This is a genomic window from Actinomadura rubteroloni (assembly GCF_002911665.1).
GTDB lineage: Bacteria > Actinomycetota > Actinomycetes > Streptosporangiales > Streptosporangiaceae > Spirillospora > Spirillospora rubteroloni.
In genome coordinates this window covers 1,957,542-1,973,855 of record NZ_MTBP01000002.1, presented here as the reverse complement: position 1 = coordinate 1,973,855, position 16,314 = coordinate 1,957,542, and the positions used below count along the sequence as shown (strand labels likewise).

Annotated in this window: 18 protein-coding genes; 14 read left to right on the top strand and 4 right to left on the bottom strand. The window is 73.2% G+C overall.

Features of this window, described 5'->3' with window-relative positions:
* Positions 1 to 133 precede the first annotated feature (133 nt).
* Complete coding sequence (locus tag BTM25_RS20595; RefSeq protein ID WP_103564448.1) at positions 134 to 1,465, bottom strand: hypothetical protein; 1,332 nt, start codon at positions 1,463 to 1,465, stop codon at positions 134 to 136.
* 114 nt (positions 1,466 to 1,579) lie between these two features.
* Positions 1,580 to 2,851 (bottom strand): hypothetical protein, encoded by a 1,272-nt coding sequence (locus tag BTM25_RS20590; RefSeq protein WP_168212172.1) that lies wholly within the window; start codon positions 2,849 to 2,851, stop codon positions 1,580 to 1,582.
* A gap of 157 nt (positions 2,852 to 3,008) precedes the next feature.
* Between BTM25_RS20590 and BTM25_RS20585 the strand changes: the two genes are divergently transcribed.
* The 11 genes from BTM25_RS20585 (at position 3,009) to htpX (ending at position 13,261) form a co-directional block, all read left to right on the top strand.
* A complete protein-coding gene (locus BTM25_RS20585) occupies positions 3,009 to 3,380 on the top strand; it encodes an NADH-quinone oxidoreductase subunit A (protein WP_103564447.1) in 372 nt (123 codons plus the stop codon).
* An 84-nt stretch (positions 3,381 to 3,464) separates the two neighbouring features.
* Positions 3,465 to 4,178 (top strand): NADH-quinone oxidoreductase subunit B, encoded by a 714-nt coding sequence (locus BTM25_RS31020; protein ID WP_103564446.1) that lies wholly within the window; start codon positions 3,465 to 3,467, stop codon positions 4,176 to 4,178.
* Positions 4,175 to 4,774 carry an NADH-quinone oxidoreductase subunit C gene (locus BTM25_RS20575; RefSeq protein WP_235828504.1) on the top strand — a complete coding sequence of 200 codons (600 nt, stop codon included), beginning with the start codon at positions 4,175 to 4,177 and terminating at the stop codon, positions 4,772 to 4,774. Before BTM25_RS31020 ends, BTM25_RS20575 begins: the two co-directional genes overlap by 4 nt.
* Positions 4,767 to 5,732 carry a complex I subunit 1/NuoH family protein gene (locus BTM25_RS20570; RefSeq protein WP_103564445.1) on the top strand — a complete coding sequence of 322 codons (966 nt, stop codon included), beginning with the start codon at positions 4,767 to 4,769 and terminating at the stop codon, positions 5,730 to 5,732. The genes BTM25_RS20575 and BTM25_RS20570 overlap by 8 nt, the downstream gene beginning before the upstream one ends.
* A 140-nt stretch (positions 5,733 to 5,872) precedes the next feature.
* Positions 5,873 to 6,406 (top strand): 4Fe-4S binding protein, encoded by a 534-nt coding sequence (locus tag BTM25_RS20565; RefSeq protein ID WP_235828503.1) that lies wholly within the window; start codon positions 5,873 to 5,875, stop codon positions 6,404 to 6,406.
* Positions 6,403 to 6,918, top strand: a complete 516-nt coding sequence (locus BTM25_RS20560) for an NADH-quinone oxidoreductase subunit J family protein (RefSeq protein WP_103564443.1) — start codon at positions 6,403 to 6,405, stop codon at positions 6,916 to 6,918. The genes BTM25_RS20565 and BTM25_RS20560 overlap by 4 nt, the downstream gene beginning before the upstream one ends.
* Positions 6,918 to 7,271: an NADH-quinone oxidoreductase subunit NuoK gene (gene nuoK, locus BTM25_RS20555; protein ID WP_103564442.1), complete on the top strand. Its 354-nt coding sequence runs from the start codon at positions 6,918 to 6,920 to the stop codon at positions 7,269 to 7,271. Before BTM25_RS20560 ends, nuoK begins: the two co-directional genes overlap by 1 nt.
* Complete coding sequence (locus BTM25_RS20550; RefSeq protein ID WP_103564441.1) at positions 7,268 to 9,346, top strand: NADH-quinone oxidoreductase subunit 5 family protein; 2,079 nt, start codon at positions 7,268 to 7,270, stop codon at positions 9,344 to 9,346. The genes nuoK and BTM25_RS20550 overlap by 4 nt, the downstream gene beginning before the upstream one ends.
* Complete coding sequence (locus tag BTM25_RS20545) at positions 9,343 to 10,845, top strand: complex I subunit 4 family protein (RefSeq protein ID WP_103564440.1); 1,503 nt, start codon at positions 9,343 to 9,345, stop codon at positions 10,843 to 10,845. The genes BTM25_RS20550 and BTM25_RS20545 overlap by 4 nt, the downstream gene beginning before the upstream one ends.
* 3 nt (positions 10,846 to 10,848) lie before the next feature.
* A complete protein-coding gene (locus BTM25_RS20540) occupies positions 10,849 to 12,336 on the top strand; it encodes an NADH-quinone oxidoreductase subunit N (RefSeq protein ID WP_103564439.1) in 1,488 nt (495 codons plus the stop codon).
* Positions 12,337 to 12,406: 70 nt separating this feature from the next.
* On the top strand, positions 12,407 to 13,261 hold the full coding sequence (gene htpX, locus BTM25_RS20535; RefSeq protein ID WP_103564438.1) for a zinc metalloprotease HtpX: 855 nt from the start codon (positions 12,407 to 12,409) through the stop codon (positions 13,259 to 13,261).
* Here htpX and map read toward each other — a convergent pair.
* Complete coding sequence (map, locus tag BTM25_RS20530; RefSeq protein ID WP_103564437.1) at positions 13,258 to 14,022, bottom strand: type I methionyl aminopeptidase; 765 nt, start codon at positions 14,020 to 14,022, stop codon at positions 13,258 to 13,260. The genes htpX and map overlap by 4 nt on opposite strands.
* A gap of 36 nt (positions 14,023 to 14,058) precedes the next feature.
* On the opposite strand from map, the gene BTM25_RS20525 reads away from it, so the two are divergent.
* On the top strand, positions 14,059 to 14,325 hold the full coding sequence (locus BTM25_RS20525; RefSeq protein ID WP_103564436.1) for a helix-turn-helix domain-containing protein: 267 nt from the start codon (positions 14,059 to 14,061) through the stop codon (positions 14,323 to 14,325).
* Between the two features lie 225 nt (positions 14,326 to 14,550).
* Positions 14,551 to 14,811, top strand: a complete 261-nt coding sequence (locus BTM25_RS20520; RefSeq protein ID WP_103564435.1) for a hypothetical protein — start codon at positions 14,551 to 14,553, stop codon at positions 14,809 to 14,811.
* On the opposite strand, the gene BTM25_RS20515 is transcribed toward BTM25_RS20520, so the two are convergent.
* The gene (locus BTM25_RS20515; protein WP_103564434.1) at positions 14,798 to 15,286 is read right to left on the bottom strand and encodes a YajQ family cyclic di-GMP-binding protein; all 489 of its coding nucleotides are present in this window, start codon (positions 15,284 to 15,286) and stop codon (positions 14,798 to 14,800) included. The genes BTM25_RS20520 and BTM25_RS20515 overlap by 14 nt on opposite strands.
* A gap of 182 nt (positions 15,287 to 15,468) precedes the next feature.
* On the opposite strand from BTM25_RS20515, the gene BTM25_RS20510 reads away from it, so the two are divergent.
* Positions 15,469 to 16,290: a peptidoglycan-binding protein gene (locus BTM25_RS20510; protein WP_168212171.1), complete on the top strand. Its 822-nt coding sequence runs from the start codon at positions 15,469 to 15,471 to the stop codon at positions 16,288 to 16,290.
* Positions 16,291 to 16,314 lie beyond the last annotated feature (24 nt).

The window sequence follows — 16,314 nt, the reverse complement described above, 5'->3', positions numbered from 1 at the left end:
CACCCGGCGGCCGGGCGGTTCCCGCCCGGGCTCGTCCAACCCGCGACAGTCCCCGCGAGCGGGAAAATCACGCACCGAACTATAGATAAGCCGACACTGACGCCCTCGCACCGGCCCCCGTTCGCTCAACGGGCTAGCGCTCGGCGTCGACCGCCCTGAGCAGGCGCGCGACGTCGCCGGGCGCGACGGCGAGCCCGAGGACGCGGGCGTTCGCCGCGTACGGGTGGCGGCCGGGCGTGTCCATCGCGCGCCGCATCCAGGTCCGCCAGCCCCGGCTCGTGACGGTGCAGCGCAGCACCAGCGACCGGTCGCGGGGCACGGCGGCCGACGCCGCGCAGGAGCCGAGCGCCGCGCCCTCGGCGGTGACGGTGGCGTGCAGTTCGGCCCGCGCGTCCGGCGGGACGGTCCCGGGGGCGCTCAGCGCGGCCGGGACGCTGACCGTGCAGCCGTTGACGTTCTGGTCGCAGGCGAGGAAGGAGAGCGCACTGGTGGAGAAGCGCAGCGCCGGGTCGACGGCGCCGCCGAGCGCCGCGACGCGCGTGCGGATCTCCTTGCGGACGGCCGGGGCGTCGTCGCGCGGCGTCGCGGTCAAGAGCGGGTCGCCGTGCCCGGCCGCCCGGACGGCGAGCAGGCCGAACGGGGCCGTGCGCGCGATCAGGTAGTCGGCGCGGCGCGTCCGCACCCGGTACGCCGGGACGCCGCCCGGCGCGGTCGCCGCCGTCACGCGCGGGTTCCCGGCCAGGGCGGCGGCGATGGCGCGCGGGGCCAGGATCTTCCGGACGTCCACCCCGAAGACGGACGCGGGCGCCTTCGTCCAGCGGCCCGCGTAGTCGTCGGGACGCGCCGCGCCCGGCTGCGCGCGCCAGAAGCTCTCCCCGGCCTTGAGGTAGGTCGCGCCGCCGACGGAGACGAGGTCGGCGGTCGTCCCGGCGGCCGTGATCGTGCCGGTCGCCGAGCCCTGCCGGGTGACGCCGAGCCGGATCCGGACGGGCTCGCCGCCCCGGGTGAGCGTCGTGTCGAACCGGACGGCGTCCAGCGCGTTGATCGCCTGCCTCGCCGCGGGCGCCCAGGTGGCCGGGACGCGCTGGGCCGGCGCCGCGTGCCGCCCGGGCTTCCCGTCGGACGAGACCAGCAGTGCCCCGGCCCCGGCTCCGCCCGCGACCACGGCGAGGGCGACGACGCCGAGCAGCAGCCGCCGGCGCGCCTTCCGGGGCCGTCCGCCCGGCCGGTAGGGCAGCGGCGGCAACTCGACCGGCGGCTGCCCGAAAGCCGCGTCGCCGTACAACGCCTGCTCGCGCGGCTGCCCGAACCGCTCGTGCGGCGGCCGGCCGTAGAACGGCTGGTCTTGCGCGGGCTGCGCGTGCGGACGATGGCCGTTCGCGGGCCGGGAGGGGACGGTGGGTGGGGGCTCGTTGGGTGGGAGGGTCCAGGAGCCGTCGGAGGGCGGGGGAGGGACGGTCGTCATCCGGCGCGCCCTGCCGTCATGGATCGCTCTCCTCGCTCGCAACCGACACTGTGCGGGCACAAGAATGCCGGACGATCCGGGGTTCCCCGGGCCGTCCGGCACTCGTGTCGCGCGTTACTCCTGGTCCAGGTTCGTCTGCATGGTCTGGATGTCGGAGCTGGACACGCCGGCGACCTTGTACTCGACGTGCTTGTAGAAGGTGCCGCCCTTCTTCGCCCAGTCCGTCCAGGCCGAGCTGACGATCTCGCAGCGCGTCCACACCGGCGAGTCGCCGGTGACGGTGACCTTGGCGGTGCAGTTGCCGAGGTCCCGGCCGGTGAGGGTGAAGGCGGTGATGTTGAACCGGAGCTGGATCTCGGTCGGGCCGTCCAGCCCCGCCGGGGGACGGACCTGCGCCTCGACCAGGCACCCGGACGTGCTGTTGCAGTTCCCCTTCTTCCACTGCGCGATCGACGGGCGCGAGGAGACGTCGAAGGAGTCGCCGAGCTGGCTCATCTCCTGCCGCATGTCGCTGATCACCGAGTTGTCGGCGACCGTGACGTCGGCCTGGACGCGGGGGAACAGGCTCTCGTAGCGGATCAGCTCGGGGTCGTCGCTGTCGGTCAGGTACAGCGTCGCGGACCCGGTCGTGAACTTCAGCGCCTTGCGGCCGCCGTTCGTCGTCTTCACCGGCTTGCGGTTGAGGCGCGCGGCCTCGCGCAGCTTGTCGGCGATGACGGTCGGGGTCAGCGACGTCTTGAAGTTCACCGTGAGGTCGGACGAGTCGAGCTTGCCCCACTGCTGCCCGCTGAGGAACCAGGACGGGTCGCTGGTGCTGGTGACCTTGTCCTTCCAGTAGGTCGAGTCGGCCTTGATGAAGGTCTTGTCGTCGGCCGCCAGCAGGGTGACCTGCGAGCCGTCCCAGGTGATCGGGCCGGTCGCGCGCCCGCCCTTGGTGACGGTCAGCTCGCCCTGGAGGGTGTCGGAGCCGCTGGTGATGCTGCCCTTGTAGGTGAGGGCCCGCGCGGCGGCGACCTTGTCGGCGGCGGCGGTGAGCTGCTCTTTCGGCGACTTGCCGCCGGACGCCACGACCACCACGACGACCACCGCGAGCGCGACGATCACCACGAGCGCGCCGACGATGATGGCGGCGATCGCGCCGCCGCCCATGCCGCGCTTGGCCGGCGGGCCGGGCTGCGGTCCGCCGGGGCCGTAGAACGGCGGCGGGGTGCCGGGACCGCCGAAGCCGGGACCGGGCGGCGGCGGGCCGCCGCCGAATCCCTGGCCCGGCGGTGGTCCGCCGCCGGGCGCGCCGGGGTTCTGCGGACCCCCGGCCGGCGGCGGGGGCGGCGGCCATGAGGAGCCGCCCGGCGGTTCCCAGCCGGGGGGAGGCGGCGGGTTGCTCATCCGGTCACGTCCTTCCAGGTCATCTGACCCCAAAATGCACGTCTAGTCTGCATCAAAAGACGCGTCCCGTGTTCGCCCGGTTCAGGGGTGTCCCACTTCGCGACAACCTCGTGATGTTCGGGATACTGCTGTACGCAGGTACTCCGGGAGGTCACAGGTGGGCGACTATTTCGACGGTTACGCCATCTTCGCGGCGCTGGCCGTGATCGGCGGCGCGCTCGTCGGCGGCGGGCTGGCCGCGAACCGGCTGCTCCGCCCGGCGCTGCCGACCGCCGAGAAACTGACGACCTACGAGTGCGGCGTCGACCCGGTCGGCGACCACTGGGCGCAGTCTTACGTCCGTTACTACGTGTTCGCCTACCTCTACGTGGTGTTCGCGGTGGACGCGGTGTTCCTGTTCCCCTGGGCGACGGTGTTCTCGGCGCCCGGATTCGGTGGGACGACGCTCGCCGAGATGTTCGTCTTCCTGGGCTTCCTCGCCGTCGGGCTGCTCTACGCGGGCCGCAAGGGCGTCCTGTCCTGGGTCTGACCGGTGGCCCGGCCCGTGGGCACGGTGCCCGGGTGCTGCAACAATGGCGCGCGTGAACGCTACCGTCCGTAGGAGCGCGCCGTCGTGAGCGCCGTCGACCTGCCGCCCCCCGGCATCGGGCCGTTGTCGCGGATCGCCCCGAAGCCCATGCGGTTCGTCCTCAACTGGGGACGCCGCTACTCCCTCTGGGTGTTCAACTTCGGGCTGGCGTGCTGCGCGATCGAGTTCATCGCGACGTCCATGAGCCGGCACGACTTCATCCGGCTCGGCGTCATCCCGTTCGCGCCCGGCCCCCGGCAGGCCGACCTCATGGTCGTCTCGGGGACGGTCAGCGACAAGATGGCGCCCGCGATCAAGCGGCTGTACGAGCAGATGCCCGAGCCGAAGTACGTGATCTCGTTCGGCGCGTGCTCCAACTGCGGCGGCCCGTACTGGGACTCCTACTGCGTCACCAAGGGCGTGGACCAGATCATCCCGGTGGACGTGTACGTGCCGGGCTGCCCGCCGCGTCCCGAGGCGCTGCTGCACGGGATCGTCAAGCTCCAGGAGAAGATCGCGGCCGAGTCGCTCGGCGAGCGCTACTCCGGGGACGGCGAGCCGGTCGCGCCCGCGCCCGCGCCGCGCGTGCTGGAGGCGACGGTGCTGCGCCGTCCGCTCGTCACGCCGCCCCCGCCGCCGGAGCCGGCCGGGCCGGACGACGTGACCACGCCGCTCGCGGTCGTCGCCGACGAGACCGACGAGACCCACGACCCGACGATCATTCCCGGCCTGGCCGACGACGAGCGGGGGAACCCGTGACCGACGAGCCGGCGGAGCCCGCCGAGCCGGAGGAGCCGCCGGAGCCGCCGCACCCGCTGGCCGTCGTCTGGACGGATCGGTTCGCCGACGACGTCACCACCGAGGCGACCCACGGCGGCCTGTCGGTCGGGGTGCCCGCCGACCGCTGGATCGACGCGCTGACGTTCGCGCGCGACGAGCTGTCCTGCGGCTTCTTCGACTGGCTGACCGGCGTGGACGAGATGGACGAGGGCTTCGCCGTCGTCGCGCACGTGTACTCGCTGGAGGAGCGGCACCACCTGCTCGTCCGCACCCGCGTCCCGCGCGCCTACCCGGCGCTGCCCACCGCGACCGGCGTGTACCGGGGCGCGGCGTGGCACGAGCGCGAGACGTTCGAGATGTTCGGGATCGAGTTCACGGGCCATCCCCATCTCGTCCCGCTGCTGCTGCCGGACGGGTTCGAGGGGAACCCGCTGCGCAAGGACTTCGTGCTCGCGTCCCGCGTCGCCAAGGCGTGGCCGGGCGCCAAGGAGCCCGGCGAGTCCGGCCACGGCGCGCCGAGCCGCCGCCGCGTGCGCCCGCCGGGCGTGCCCGACGACTGGGGTCCCCATGCCTGAACTGCTGGAGATCGTGCTCAAGCTCGCGGCCGTCGCCGCCGCGTTCGGCGTGCTGCCGCTGCTCGTCGGGCAGGCCGAGCACAAGGTGATGGCGCACATGCAGGGCCGGCTCGGCCCGATGTACGCGGGCGGGTTCCACGGCTGGGCGCAGCTCGTCGCCGACGGCGTGAAGTTCGCGCAGAAGGAGGACGTCGTCCCGGCCGCCGCCGACCGGACGGTCTTCAAGCTGGCCCCGGCGGTCGCGATCGTCCCGTATCTGCTGGTGCTGCTGGTGATCCCGGTCGGGCCGGACGGCCAGGTCGTCCTGGACCTCGGGCTCGGCCTGTTCTTCGCGCTCGCGGTGATGGGGATCGGCGTGATCGGCGCGATCATGGCGGGCTGGTCGAGCGCGAACAAGTACTCGCTGCTCGGCGGGATGCGGATCGCGGCGCAGCTCATGTCCTACGAGCTGCCGATGGTGTTCGCGGCGTCGTCGGCGGCGATGGCGGCCGGCACGCTGTCGCTGTCGGGGATCGCCGAGGCGTGGCACTGGTACTGGCTGCCGTGGCAGGCGATCGGGCTCGTGGTGTTCTTCGTCGCGGGCCTGGCGGAGCTGCGGCGTCCGCCGTTCGACATGCCGCTGGCGGACTCGGAGATCATCCTCGGCCCGTACACCGAGTACGGCGGGCTGCGGTTCGCGTTCTTCCTGCTCGCCGAGTACGCCGGGATCGTGGTGCTGTCGGCGCTGACGGCCGTGCTGTTCCTCGGCGGCTGGCGCGGCCCGTTCCTGGACGCCGAACTCGGCTGGCTGTGGCTGCTGGTCAAGGTGTTCGCGCTGGCGTTCATCGTGATCTGGCTGCGCGTCAGCTACCCCCGGATGCGCGAGGACCAGCTCCAGAAGCTCGCGTGGGGCTGGCTCGTCCCGCTGGCGCTCGCGCAGCTCGCCCTGACCGGCGTGCTGCGCGTCGTGCTGGGCTGAATGCACCTCATGGACCGATTTGTCGGGACGCACGGAACGTGGTTCCACCTGCGCGGACGGTGCCCGTGAGACCGGCGGGACGGCCGGTACCCACCCCCGGCGCGCACCGGGGGACCCCCGGGTACGCCATCATGTCCACCGTGGGACGGCTACCAGGAGGCGGGCTGGCCAAGGGGCTGGCCGTCACGTTGCGGACGATGACGCGGCGCACGATCACGCGCCAGTACCCGGAGGTGCAGCCCGATCTGCCGCCCCGGAGCAGGGGCGTGATCGCGCTCTTCGAGGAGAACTGCACCGTCTGCATGCTCTGCGCGCGCGAGTGCCCGGACTGGTGCATCTACATCGACTCCCACAAGGAGACGCTGCCCGCCGAGGGCGGCGGACGGGCGCGCAGCCGCAACGTCCTCGACCGGTTCGCCATCGACTTCTCGCTGTGCATGTACTGCGGGATCTGCGTCGAGGTGTGCCCGTTCGACGCGCTGTTCTGGTCGCCGGAGTTCGAGTACGCCGAGTACGACATCGCCGAGCTGACGCACGAGAAGGAACGGCTCCGCGAGTGGATGTGGACCGTCCCGCCGCCGCAGGCGCACGACCCGGCCGGCGAGCCGCCCAAGGAGATCGCCGCCGCCGAGAAGGCGGCCGCCCGCGGTGCCGGCCCGGGGAGGAAGACGTGACCGGGCAGGACGTCGTGCTCGTGCTGCTCGGCGCCGTCGCGCTCGGCGGGGGCGTGCTGTGCGTGACGACGCGGCAGATCGTCCACGCCGCGCTGTGGCTGGTCGTCGCGTTCGGCGGCCTCGCCGGCTCCTACCTGGTGCTGACCGCCGAGTTCGTCGCGTGGGTGCAGGTGCTGGTCTACGTCGGCGCGGTCGTCGTGCTGCTGCTGTTCGGCATCATGCTGACCCGCGCGCCGATCGGCCCCGGCGACGGCCTGGACTCGGAGAACCGCTGGGTCGCGCTGGTCGTCGCCGTCGCGACCGCCGCGCTGCTCGTCACGACGGTCGTCCTCGGCTTCGGCTACGCCCACAAGGACGTCCGCGCGGGCGGCGGCAGCGCGGACGCGCTCGGCTCCAGCCTGTTCCGGACGTGGGTGCTGCCGTTCGAGGTCGCCTCGGTGCTGCTGCTCGCGGCGCTCGTCGGCGCGATCGTCCTGTCCCGGACGGACATCGGCCCGAAGGACGGCGACTGATGCACATCGTCTATCCGGCCGTGCTGTCGGCGTTGCTGTTCTCCGTCGGCGTGTACGGGGTCCTCGCCCGGCGCAACGCGATCCTCGTGCTGATGGCCGTCGAGCTGATGCTGAACGCGGTGAACCTCAACCTCGTCGCGTTCGACGTCTGGTGGCGGGACCGGCTGCACGGCGGCCAGGTCCTCACGCTCTTCACGATCGTGATCGCGGCGGCGGAGATCGGGCTGGGGCTCGCGATCGTCCTGCTCGTCTACCGCAACCGGAGCACCGTGGACGTGGACGAGCTGACCGCCCTGCGCGAGGACGCCGAGAACCCCGAGGACGCCGCCGAGACCGTGGAGGCGGGCCGGTGATCGTCCTCGCCGTGCTGATCGTGCTGCTGCCGTTCGCCGCCGCCGTCGCCGGGCTGCTCGCCGGCCCCCGCGTGACGCGGCTGCTCGGCGGCGCGCCCGCGACCGCCGCACCCGAAGGCCACACTGTCGTCACCGAAGCGGAAGCCGGTGCCGACCCCGACGCGGTCCAGGAAGGCGCCACCCCGCCCGCCGCCGCCCGGTTCGGGCTGCGCAACGGCCCCGCGCTGCTCGCCTGCGTCCCGGCGGGCGCCGCGTTCGTCCTCGCCGCGATCGTCGGGCTGACGCTGTGGCGCTCGCCGCACCCGCGCTCGGGCGCGCTGACGGTCGTGGAGACCGGCGCGGTGCCGATCCGCGTCGCGTTCCAGGTGGACGGGCTGGCCGCGCTGCTCGGCGTGCTCGTCTGCGCGGTCGCGGTCGCGGTGCAGCTCTACTCCGTCGCGTACATGGCGAAGGACCCGCGCTACTCGTCCTACGCCGCGTTCGTGTCGCTGTTCACCGCCGCGATGCTGCTCGTGGTGTTCTCCCGCGACCTCCTGCTGCTGTACGTCGGCTGGGAGATCATGGGCGTCTGCTCGTACTTCCTCATCGGCCACCACTGGGAGGACCGCGCGAACTCCCGCGCGGCCGTGAAGGCGTTCCTGGTGACGCGGCTCGGCGACGTCGGGTTCCTCATCGGGATCCTGGTCCTCGGCGTCGGCGCGTCCACGTTCGACATCCCGACGCTGCTGGGGCGGCTGGACGTCCTGCCGCACGGGACGCTCGTCGCGGCGGCGCTGCTGCTGCTCGCGGGCGTCGCGGGCAAGAGCGCCCAGTTCCCGCTGCACACCTGGCTCCCGGACGCGATGGCCGGCCCGACGCCGATCAGCGCGCTCATCCACGCGGCCACGATGGTCGCGGCCGGGATCTACGTCGTCGCGCGCCTCTACCCGCTGTACCTGGCGGCCCCCGCCGCGCTGGCGGTGCTCGGCGTCCTCGCGGTCGTGTCGATGGTCGGCGCGGCGCTCGCGGCCCTGGCCCAGGACGACCTGAAACGCGTCCTCGCCTACTCCACGATCAGCCAGCTCGCCGTGATGGCGGCGGGCCTGGCGGTCGGCGCGAAGTCGGCGGCGATCTTCCATCTCGTCGCGCACGGCGCGTTCAAGGCGGTGCTGTTCCTCGCGGCCGGCTGCGTGATCTTCGTGACCGGCACCAACCTGCTCGCCGGGCACGGCGGGCTGCGCACCCGGATGCCGCTGACGTTCGCCGCGATGACGGTCGGGTTCGCGGCGCTCGCGGGCGTCCCGCCGGTGAGCGGCTGGTTCAGCAAGGACGCCGTCATCGAGGGCGCCCAGCACGCCGCCACGCACGGCGGCGAGCTGGAGCACGGCCTTCCGGCGGCGGGACCGCACGAGGCGATCTCCGGGCTCAGGGAAGGCGTCTCCCCGTACGTGAAGCCGGGGCAGATCGTCGTCGCGACCGACTTCCGCATCGTCCCCACCATCCCCACGGGGATCGCGTGGCTGATCTATCTCGCGCTGCTGCTGACCGTCGCGCTCACCGCCGCGTACGCGATGCGCGCCTGGCTGCTGACGTTCTTCGGTGACTACCGGGGGACGGGCGAGCCGCGCGAGGCGCCGCGCGCCATGTCCTGGACGATCGCCGTGCTCGCCGTCCCCGCCGCGATCCTCGGGTTCTTCGGGCTCGGCGCGGACGAGCTGCGCCCGCACCCGGTGTCGGCCCTGCTCGGCGTCGCGCTGCTCGCGGCCGGCGCCGCCGCGACCTACCTGGTGTGGAGGCGCGACCCGGCGGCCGACCCCGCGCGCGTCCTCGGCCGCGTCCGGCCCGTGTTCGCCCGCGCGTTCCTGGTGGACGAGCTGTACGCGGCGGCGATCGTCCGGCCCGTCCGGCGGCTCGCCCGCGGCGTCGCCGTCGTGGACCGCCAGGACGTCGACGGCGCCGTCACCGGCACCGCCCGCCTCACCCGCCGGCTCGCCGACGTCGTCCGGCGGCCCGGCGGCGGCGACCCGCAGTCCTATCTCACCGGCGTCCTCGCCGGGGTCGTCGTCATCGTCGCCGTGGTGGTGGTCTTCCTGTGATCCTGGTGCTGCTGACGGCGCTGCCGCTGCTCGGCGCGCTCGCGCTGCTCGTCCCGGCGGGCCGGTTCCTGCCCGGCGACGCGGCCGTCGCCCGGTTCGGCGCGGCCGTGTCCGGCGCGACGCTGCTCGTCGCGGTCTGCACGGCCGCCGTGTTCGACTACGGCGCCGGGTCGCGGACGCAGCTCGGCGTGAACCGGTCCTGGGCGTCCTCGATCGGGCTGCGGTTCCACCTCGGCGTGGACGGCATCTCGCTCCCGCTCGTCGTGCTCACCGCGCTGCTGACGTTCCTGTGCTTCGTCCACCTCGCGCGGCACGCGCCCGCCGGGGGACGGACGCGGCTGCTCACCGGGCTCCTGCTCGTCCTCGAAGTCGGGATGCTCGGCACGTTCACCGCGCTCGACCTCGTGCTGTTCTTCGTGTTCTTCGAGGTCGTCCTGATCCCGATGTACGCGGTCATCGCAGTCTGGGGCGGGCCGGGACGCGCCGCCGCCGCGCGCAAGTTCATCCTCTACACGCTGTTCGGTTCCGGGCTGCTGCTGGTCGGGATGCTGCTCGTCGGCGTCAAGGCCGGGACGCTCGACATGACCCAGCTCGCCGCCCGGCACGGCGCGGGGCTGAGCCACGGCGTCCAGATCGGCGCGTTCCTGCTGATGGGCCTCGGGTTCGCGGTCAAGACGCCGATGTGGCCGCTGCACACCTGGCTCCCCGACGCGCACACCGAGGCCCCGACCGTGGGGTCGGTGCTGCTCGCGGGGGCGCTGCTCAAGATGGGCACGTACGGCATCATCCGCGTGGCGCTGCCGTCCGTCCCGCACGGCGCGGCCTACTGGGCGCCGTGGCTCGGCCTGTTCGCGGTCGTCGGCATCGTGTACGGCGCGCTGGCGTGCCTCGCGCAGACCGACCTCAAGCGGCTGATCGCGTTCTCGTCCGTCGGGCACATGGGGTTCGTGCTGCTCGGCATCGCGACGCTCACGCCCGTCGGCGTCAACGCGGCCCTGTTCGGCAACATCGCGCACGGCCTCATCACCGGGCTGCTGTTCTTCGTCGCCGGATCGGTCAAGGAGCGGTACGGCACCGGGGACCTGCGCGAACTCGGCGGCGGCCTGCTGTCGTCCGCGCCGCGCCTGGCCGGGACGCTCACCTTCGCCGCCGTCGCCAGCCTCGGACTGCCCGGCCTCGCCGGGTTCTGGGGCGAGATGCTCGCGCTGCTCGGCGCCTACCGTCCGCACGCCGCCCTGCCGCGCGGGACGTTCATCGCGTTCATGGCCGTCGCCGGGCTCGGGGCCGTCCTGACCGCCGCGTACTTCCTGCGGCTGCTGAGCGGCCTCACCCACGGGACGCCGCGCGAGCACGTCCCGGCCGGCGCGGCGCGGATCTCCGCCGTCGAGTACGCCGCGTGGGCGCCGCTCGTCGCCGGGACCCTGCTCGTCGGGCTCTGGCCGAAGACCCTGCTCGACGTGACCACCGGCCCGGTGCGCGCGCTGCTCGGAGGTGGCTGACGCATGATCCAGGGCATCGACTACGCGGCCGTCGCGCCGCCGCTGATCCTCGCCGTCGCCGCGCTGGCCGTGCTCGTCGCGGACGCGTTCGGGGTCGCGCGCCGCGTCCTCGGGCTCGTGACGGGCTCGGCGTTCGGCGCCGCGCTCGTCGCGGTGATCGCTCTCGCCGCCGGGGAGCGGCGCGCCACGTTCTGCGTGCCGGGCGGGCTGCGCGGCTCCGGGCCCGCGTCCTGTTCCTACGTCGCGGACGACTTCACGCTGCTGTTCCAGGGCGTCGTCCTCACCGCCGCCGTGATCGTCGTCCTGCTGTCGCTGCGCGAGATCACCGACTCCCGGATCCCGGCGGGGGAGTACCACTTCCTGCTGCTGTCGGCCGTCACCGGCGCCGTCACGCTGGTGGCCGCCCGCGATCTCGTGCTGCTCGTCGTCGCGCTGGAGACGCTGTCGCTGCCGGTGTTCGCGCTGGTCGCGCTGCGCCGCTACGACGGCGTCGCGTCCGAGGCCGCGATCAAGCTGTTCCTCGTGTCGGTCGTGTCGTCGGCCGTGATGCTGTTCGGCGTCAGCCTCGTCTACGGCGCGACCGGCGCGATGCACCTGGACCGCATCGCGCCCGCGCTCGCGAAACTGCCGTCCGACCTGGACCCCGTCGCGGGCGTCGGGATCATGCTGGTGCTCGCCGGGTTCGGGTTCAAGGTCGCGGCCGTCCCGTTCCACTTCTGGGCGCCGGACGTCTACCAGGGCGCCCCGCTGCCCGTCGCCGCGTTCCTGTCGGTGATCTCCAAGGCCGCCGGGTTCGCCGGGCTCGTGATCGTCCTCGCGCTCGGCTTCCCCGCCTACGGGCACGTCTGGGGGCCGCTCGTCGGGGTCATGGCCGCGCTGACCATGACGCTCGGCAACCTCCTCGCGCTCCGGCAGGGCACCGCGATCCGGCTGCTGGCCTGGTCGTCGGTCGCGCAGTCGGGGTACATGCTCGCGCCGCTGGCGTCCGGCGCGCACCGGCTGCCCGAGGCCGTCGCCGCCACCACCGCCTACGTCGCGCTCTACGCGGTGATGAACCTCGGCGCGTTCGCGGTCGTCGTCGGGTTCCGCCGCCGGTCCGGCGCGTCCGGCCGCACGGACGCCCTGGAGGACTTCCGGGGCCTCGGCCGCCGCAGCCCCGCCGTCGCCGCCGCGCTCGCCTTCTTCCTCATCTGCCTCGCGGGCCTGCCGCCCGGCGTGATGGGCCTGTTCGCCAAGGTCGTCGTGTTCCGCTCGACGGTCGCGGGCGGGGCGACCTGGCTCGCCGTGATCATGGCGCTCAACACCGTGATCGGGCTGTTCTACTACCTGCGCTGGGCCGTTCTGCTGTTCGGCGAGCCGACCGGACGGCCCTACGCCACCGCCGTCCCTGGGCTGCCCGTCCGGTTCGCCGTCGGGGCCGCCGCCGCCGGCGCCGTCGTGCTGTCGGTCGCGCCGCAGCTCGTGTTGCAGGCCGTGACCTCGGTCACCTGATTCGGGAACATTTCACCTGGTCAACCCGTTGCCTGAGTGGTTCGGAACTCGCTGCGGGGAGGTCGGGGACGTGCGGTTCAACGGCGTCAAGACGGCGGCGCTGATCGCTGCGCTCTCGGCGTTGATGCTGGTGGCGGGCTGGGCGTTCGGACGCGGGTCCGGGCTCTTCCTCGCGCTGCTCCTCGCCCTCGGCGTCAACGGCGCCGCCTACTTCCTCAGCGACCGGATCGCGTTGCGCTCGATGCGCGCCCATCCGGTCGGCGAGGTCGAGGCGCCGGTGCTGTACCGGCTCGTCCGGGAGCTGTCGGTCGCCGCACGCCGTCCCATGCCCCGCCTCTATGTCTCCGAGACCGCGCAGCCCAACGCGTTCGCGACCGGACGCAACCCGCGCAACGCCGCCGTCTGCTGCACGCGCGGCATCCTGCGCATGCTGGACGAACGGGAACTGCGCGCCGTCCTCGGCCACGAACTCTCCCACGTCTACAACCGCGACATCCTCATCGCGTCGGTGGCGGCCGGGATCGCGACCGTCATCACCTACCTGTCCCAGCTCGCGATCTTCCTGCCGATCGGACGGTCCGAGGACGACGACGGGCCGGGCATCGTCGGCGCCCTGCTCATGCTCGTGCTCGGGCCGGTCGCCGCGGCCGTCGTCCAGATGGCCGTCAGCCGCACCCGCGAGTACCAGGCCGACGCGTCCGGCGCGCGGCTCACCGGGGACCCGCTGGCGCTCGCGTCCGCGCTCCGCAAGATCGAGGCCGGTGTCCGCGCGCTGCCGCTCCCGCAGGACCCGCAGCTCGCCACCACCAGCTCGCTGATGATCGCCAACCCGTTCCGGGGCGCGGGCATCGGCCGCCTGTTCTCCACCCATCCGCCGACCGCCGACCGCATCGCCCGGCTGGAGCGCATGGCCGGACGGGGCTAGGGCAGCGTCAGGACGACCGGGCCGTCCTCGGTCACCGCGACCGAGTGCTCGACGTGCGCCGCGCGACTGCCGTCCCGCGTCGCGACCGACCAGCCGTCCGCCAGCACGCGGCTGCCGTCGCGTCCGGCGCTGATCATCGGCTCGATCGCGATCGTCAGGCCCGGCCGGATGCGCAGGCCCCGGCCCGGACGGCCCGTGTTGGCGACCTGCGGCTCCTCGTGCATCGCCGTCCCGATGCCGTGGCCGCCCGAGCCCTCCACGACGCCGAACCCGGCCGCGCGGGCGGTGCTCTCGACCGCGTGCGCGACGTCGCCGAGCCGGTTCCCCGGCACCGCCCGCGCGATCGCCCTGGCCAGGCACTCCTCGGCGACCTCGATGAGGCGGCGGTCGGCGGCGGACGGCGCCCCGACCGTGAACGTCACCGCCGCGTCCCCGTGGTAGCCGCGCACGGACGCGCCGCAGTTCAGCGAGACCAGGTCCCCGGCGCGCAGCGTCCGGCCGTCCGGGACGCCGTGGACGGCCACGTCGTTCACCGAGACCCCGATCGTCGCCGGGTAGGGGGCCGGCGCCCACGACGGGTGGTAGTGCAGGAAGGCGGGCTCCGCGCCCATCGCCGCGATCGTCTTGGCCGCGATCGCGTCCAGCTCGCGCAACTGGACGCCGGCGCCCGCCGCGTCCCGGGCCGCGCGGAGCGCGTGGGCGACGACCCGGCCCGCCTCGCGCATGATCTCCCACTCGCGTGGGCTTCGGTAGGCCACCATGCCGTGGATTTTAATACCGGTAATAAAATCGTCCATATGGTTCGCCGACCGCTCACCGCCGAACAGCGCGACCGGGGACGCGCGCTCGGCAGGGTCCTGCGCGCCGCGCGCGGCCCGCGCAGCGCCGCCGCCGTCGCCACCGCGGCCGGGATCTCGCTCGACACGCTCCGCAAGATCGAACGCGGGGCCATCGCCGTCCCGGCGTTCTTCACCGTCGCCGCGCTCGCCCGCGTCCTCGACCTGGACCTCGCCGCGCTCGCCCGCGACCTGGAGCAGTTCGGCGACGGGCGGATCGCGGGCTGATCCGAACCATCGCGCGTCCCGCCGCGTCAGAGACAACGAGCGCGCCGGACCTTCTGCGGGGGAGGGACCGGCGCGCTCCCCGGGCGGGCGGGCCGCCGCCGACGACGCCGGCGGCCCGGACGCTCACTCAGGTGACAAGAAGCCGTCCCGCGCTGTTCTCCCGATCGGGTTGACCGCCGGACCGCGCTGCCCCAGGCTCGGAGCGGTCACCCGAGGAGGCGAGTCATGGAGCGCGGCGACCGGCACCGGCACATCCCGTCGCCCCAGTCCCCGCGAGGCGGCGAGGTCGCCTCCAGCGGGACGGGCATGTACGGCGGCAGCGTCCCCTACGGCGGCGAGCCCGCCTCGATCCGCGCGGCGTGGGACGAGATGCTCCGCACCCCCGAGCGGACCAGGTTCTGCCCGCTCTGCCGGGGTTCGGGCCTGCACCGGGGCGCGGAGTGCCCCGCCTGCGACGGCCGGGGGACGCCGCTCAGCGGTAGTTGACGAACTGGAGGGCGACGTCCAAATCCTTGCCTTTGAGCAGGGAGATGACGCCCTGGAGGTCGTCCTTCTTCTTGGCCGACACGCGCAGCTCGTCGCCCTGGATCTGCGCCTTGACGCCCTTCGGCCCCTCATCCCGGATGATCTTGCCGATCTTCTTGGCGTCCTCCTGGGAGATGCCCTCCTTGAGCGCGACGCCGAGCTTGTAGATCTTCCCCTGCGCCTTCGGCTCGCCCGGGTCGATCGCCTTCAGCGAGATGCCGCGCTTGACGAGCTTGTCGCGCAGGACCTCCAGGACGGCCTTGGCGCGCTCCTCGGAGTTGGCCTGAATGTCGATCGCCTCGCCCGACCACTTGATCCCGGCGTCGACGTTGCGGAAGTCGAACCGGTTCGCGACCTCCTTGGCCGCCTGGTTGAGGGCGTTGTCGACCTCCTGCCGGTCGAGCTTCGAAACGATGTCGAAACTGCTATCTGCCATGGGGTCTCCTCGCTGGAAAAACGTTCGGTCCGGCGGGTGCCGATGCGCCGCGACGCATCCGCTCAGGGTAGCGAGCCGTCACCTCCGGGGTGCGTGTGCGGTGGCGGCGGGGAGGGCACGCCTGGTGACGAACGGCTTGCCGCGCTGGTTGATCAGTCCCCCGAAGTGACCCCGGAGGCCCGATGAGGCAGACAAAGCGCAAGGAAGTGAAGCATCTGGACAAAGTGGACGCCCATCCGGACGCGCACCGGTCCACCGAGCCCGACGAACGCGACATTCTTGGCGCCCGCCAGGACGCGACCCACTCGTCCATGCTCGCCGAGGCCCGCAAGTCCCTCGGCCTCAAGGGGCGTCCGAACGCGATCACGCGCTCCTACGCGGCCCGGCACGGCAAGGAGTACCTGACGGCGTCCTGGTGCGACATGGCGATCACGTACTGGGCCCGCCACTCGGGCAACGCCGACGCCGTCCTGCCCGGCGGCGACCGCGCCTACACCGTCTACCACGCCGAGGACTTCCGCAAAGCCGGCACCTGGCACGCCGGGACGACCGACAACGTCCGCGACGCCAAGCCCGGCGACATCGTGTTCTTCGACTGGGGGACGTCCAACTCGATCGACGCCGTGGACCACGTCGGCGTCGTCGAGAAGAACCTGGGCGGCGGACGCCTCCAGACGATCGAGGCCAACACCGGCAACGCGGTACGCCGCCGCGTCCGCGCCGCCGGCGTGATCGCCGGCTTCGGCCGCCCCTCCTACGACGCCAACTGGACGGAGTCGATGGTGAAGAAGCTCCCCGAACTCGCCAAAGGCGCCCGCGGCGAGCACGTCGAGACGGTACAAGCCCTCCTCCAGGCCCGCTCCCACCCCGACATCAAGGTCACGGGCCGCTTCGACGACGCCACCGAGAAGGCCGTCCGCGCCGTCCAGAAGTGGGGCAAGGTCCACCAGGACGGCGTCGTCGGCCCCCAGACCTGGCCCGTCCTCCTCCGCGTCCACACCTGATGTCACGACCACCCGCGCCGTCCG

Excerpts from the sequence above, each read along its gene's own strand:
- BTM25_RS20595 (WP_103564448.1), bottom strand. The coding sequence starts at position 1,465 with ATGACGACCGTCCCTCCCCCGCCCTCCGACGGCTCCTGGACCCTCCCA.
- BTM25_RS20590 (WP_168212172.1), bottom strand. The coding sequence starts at position 2,851 with ATGAGCAACCCGCCGCCTCCCCCCGGCTGGGAACCGCCGGGCGGCTCC.
- BTM25_RS20570 (WP_103564445.1), top strand. The coding sequence starts at position 4,767 with ATGCCTGAACTGCTGGAGATCGTGCTCAAGCTCGCGGCCGTCGCCGCC.
- nuoK (WP_103564442.1), top strand. The coding sequence starts at position 6,918 with ATGCACATCGTCTATCCGGCCGTGCTGTCGGCGTTGCTGTTCTCCGTC.
- BTM25_RS20540 (WP_103564439.1), top strand. The coding sequence starts at position 10,849 with ATGATCCAGGGCATCGACTACGCGGCCGTCGCGCCGCCGCTGATCCTC.
- map (WP_103564437.1), bottom strand. The coding sequence starts at position 14,022 with ATGGTGGCCTACCGAAGCCCACGCGAGTGGGAGATCATGCGCGAGGCG.
- BTM25_RS20525 (WP_103564436.1), top strand. The coding sequence starts at position 14,059 with ATGGTTCGCCGACCGCTCACCGCCGAACAGCGCGACCGGGGACGCGCG.
- BTM25_RS20520 (WP_103564435.1), top strand. The coding sequence starts at position 14,551 with ATGGAGCGCGGCGACCGGCACCGGCACATCCCGTCGCCCCAGTCCCCG.
- BTM25_RS20515 (WP_103564434.1), bottom strand. The coding sequence starts at position 15,286 with ATGGCAGATAGCAGTTTCGACATCGTTTCGAAGCTCGACCGGCAGGAG.
- BTM25_RS20510 (WP_168212171.1), top strand. The coding sequence starts at position 15,469 with ATGAGGCAGACAAAGCGCAAGGAAGTGAAGCATCTGGACAAAGTGGAC.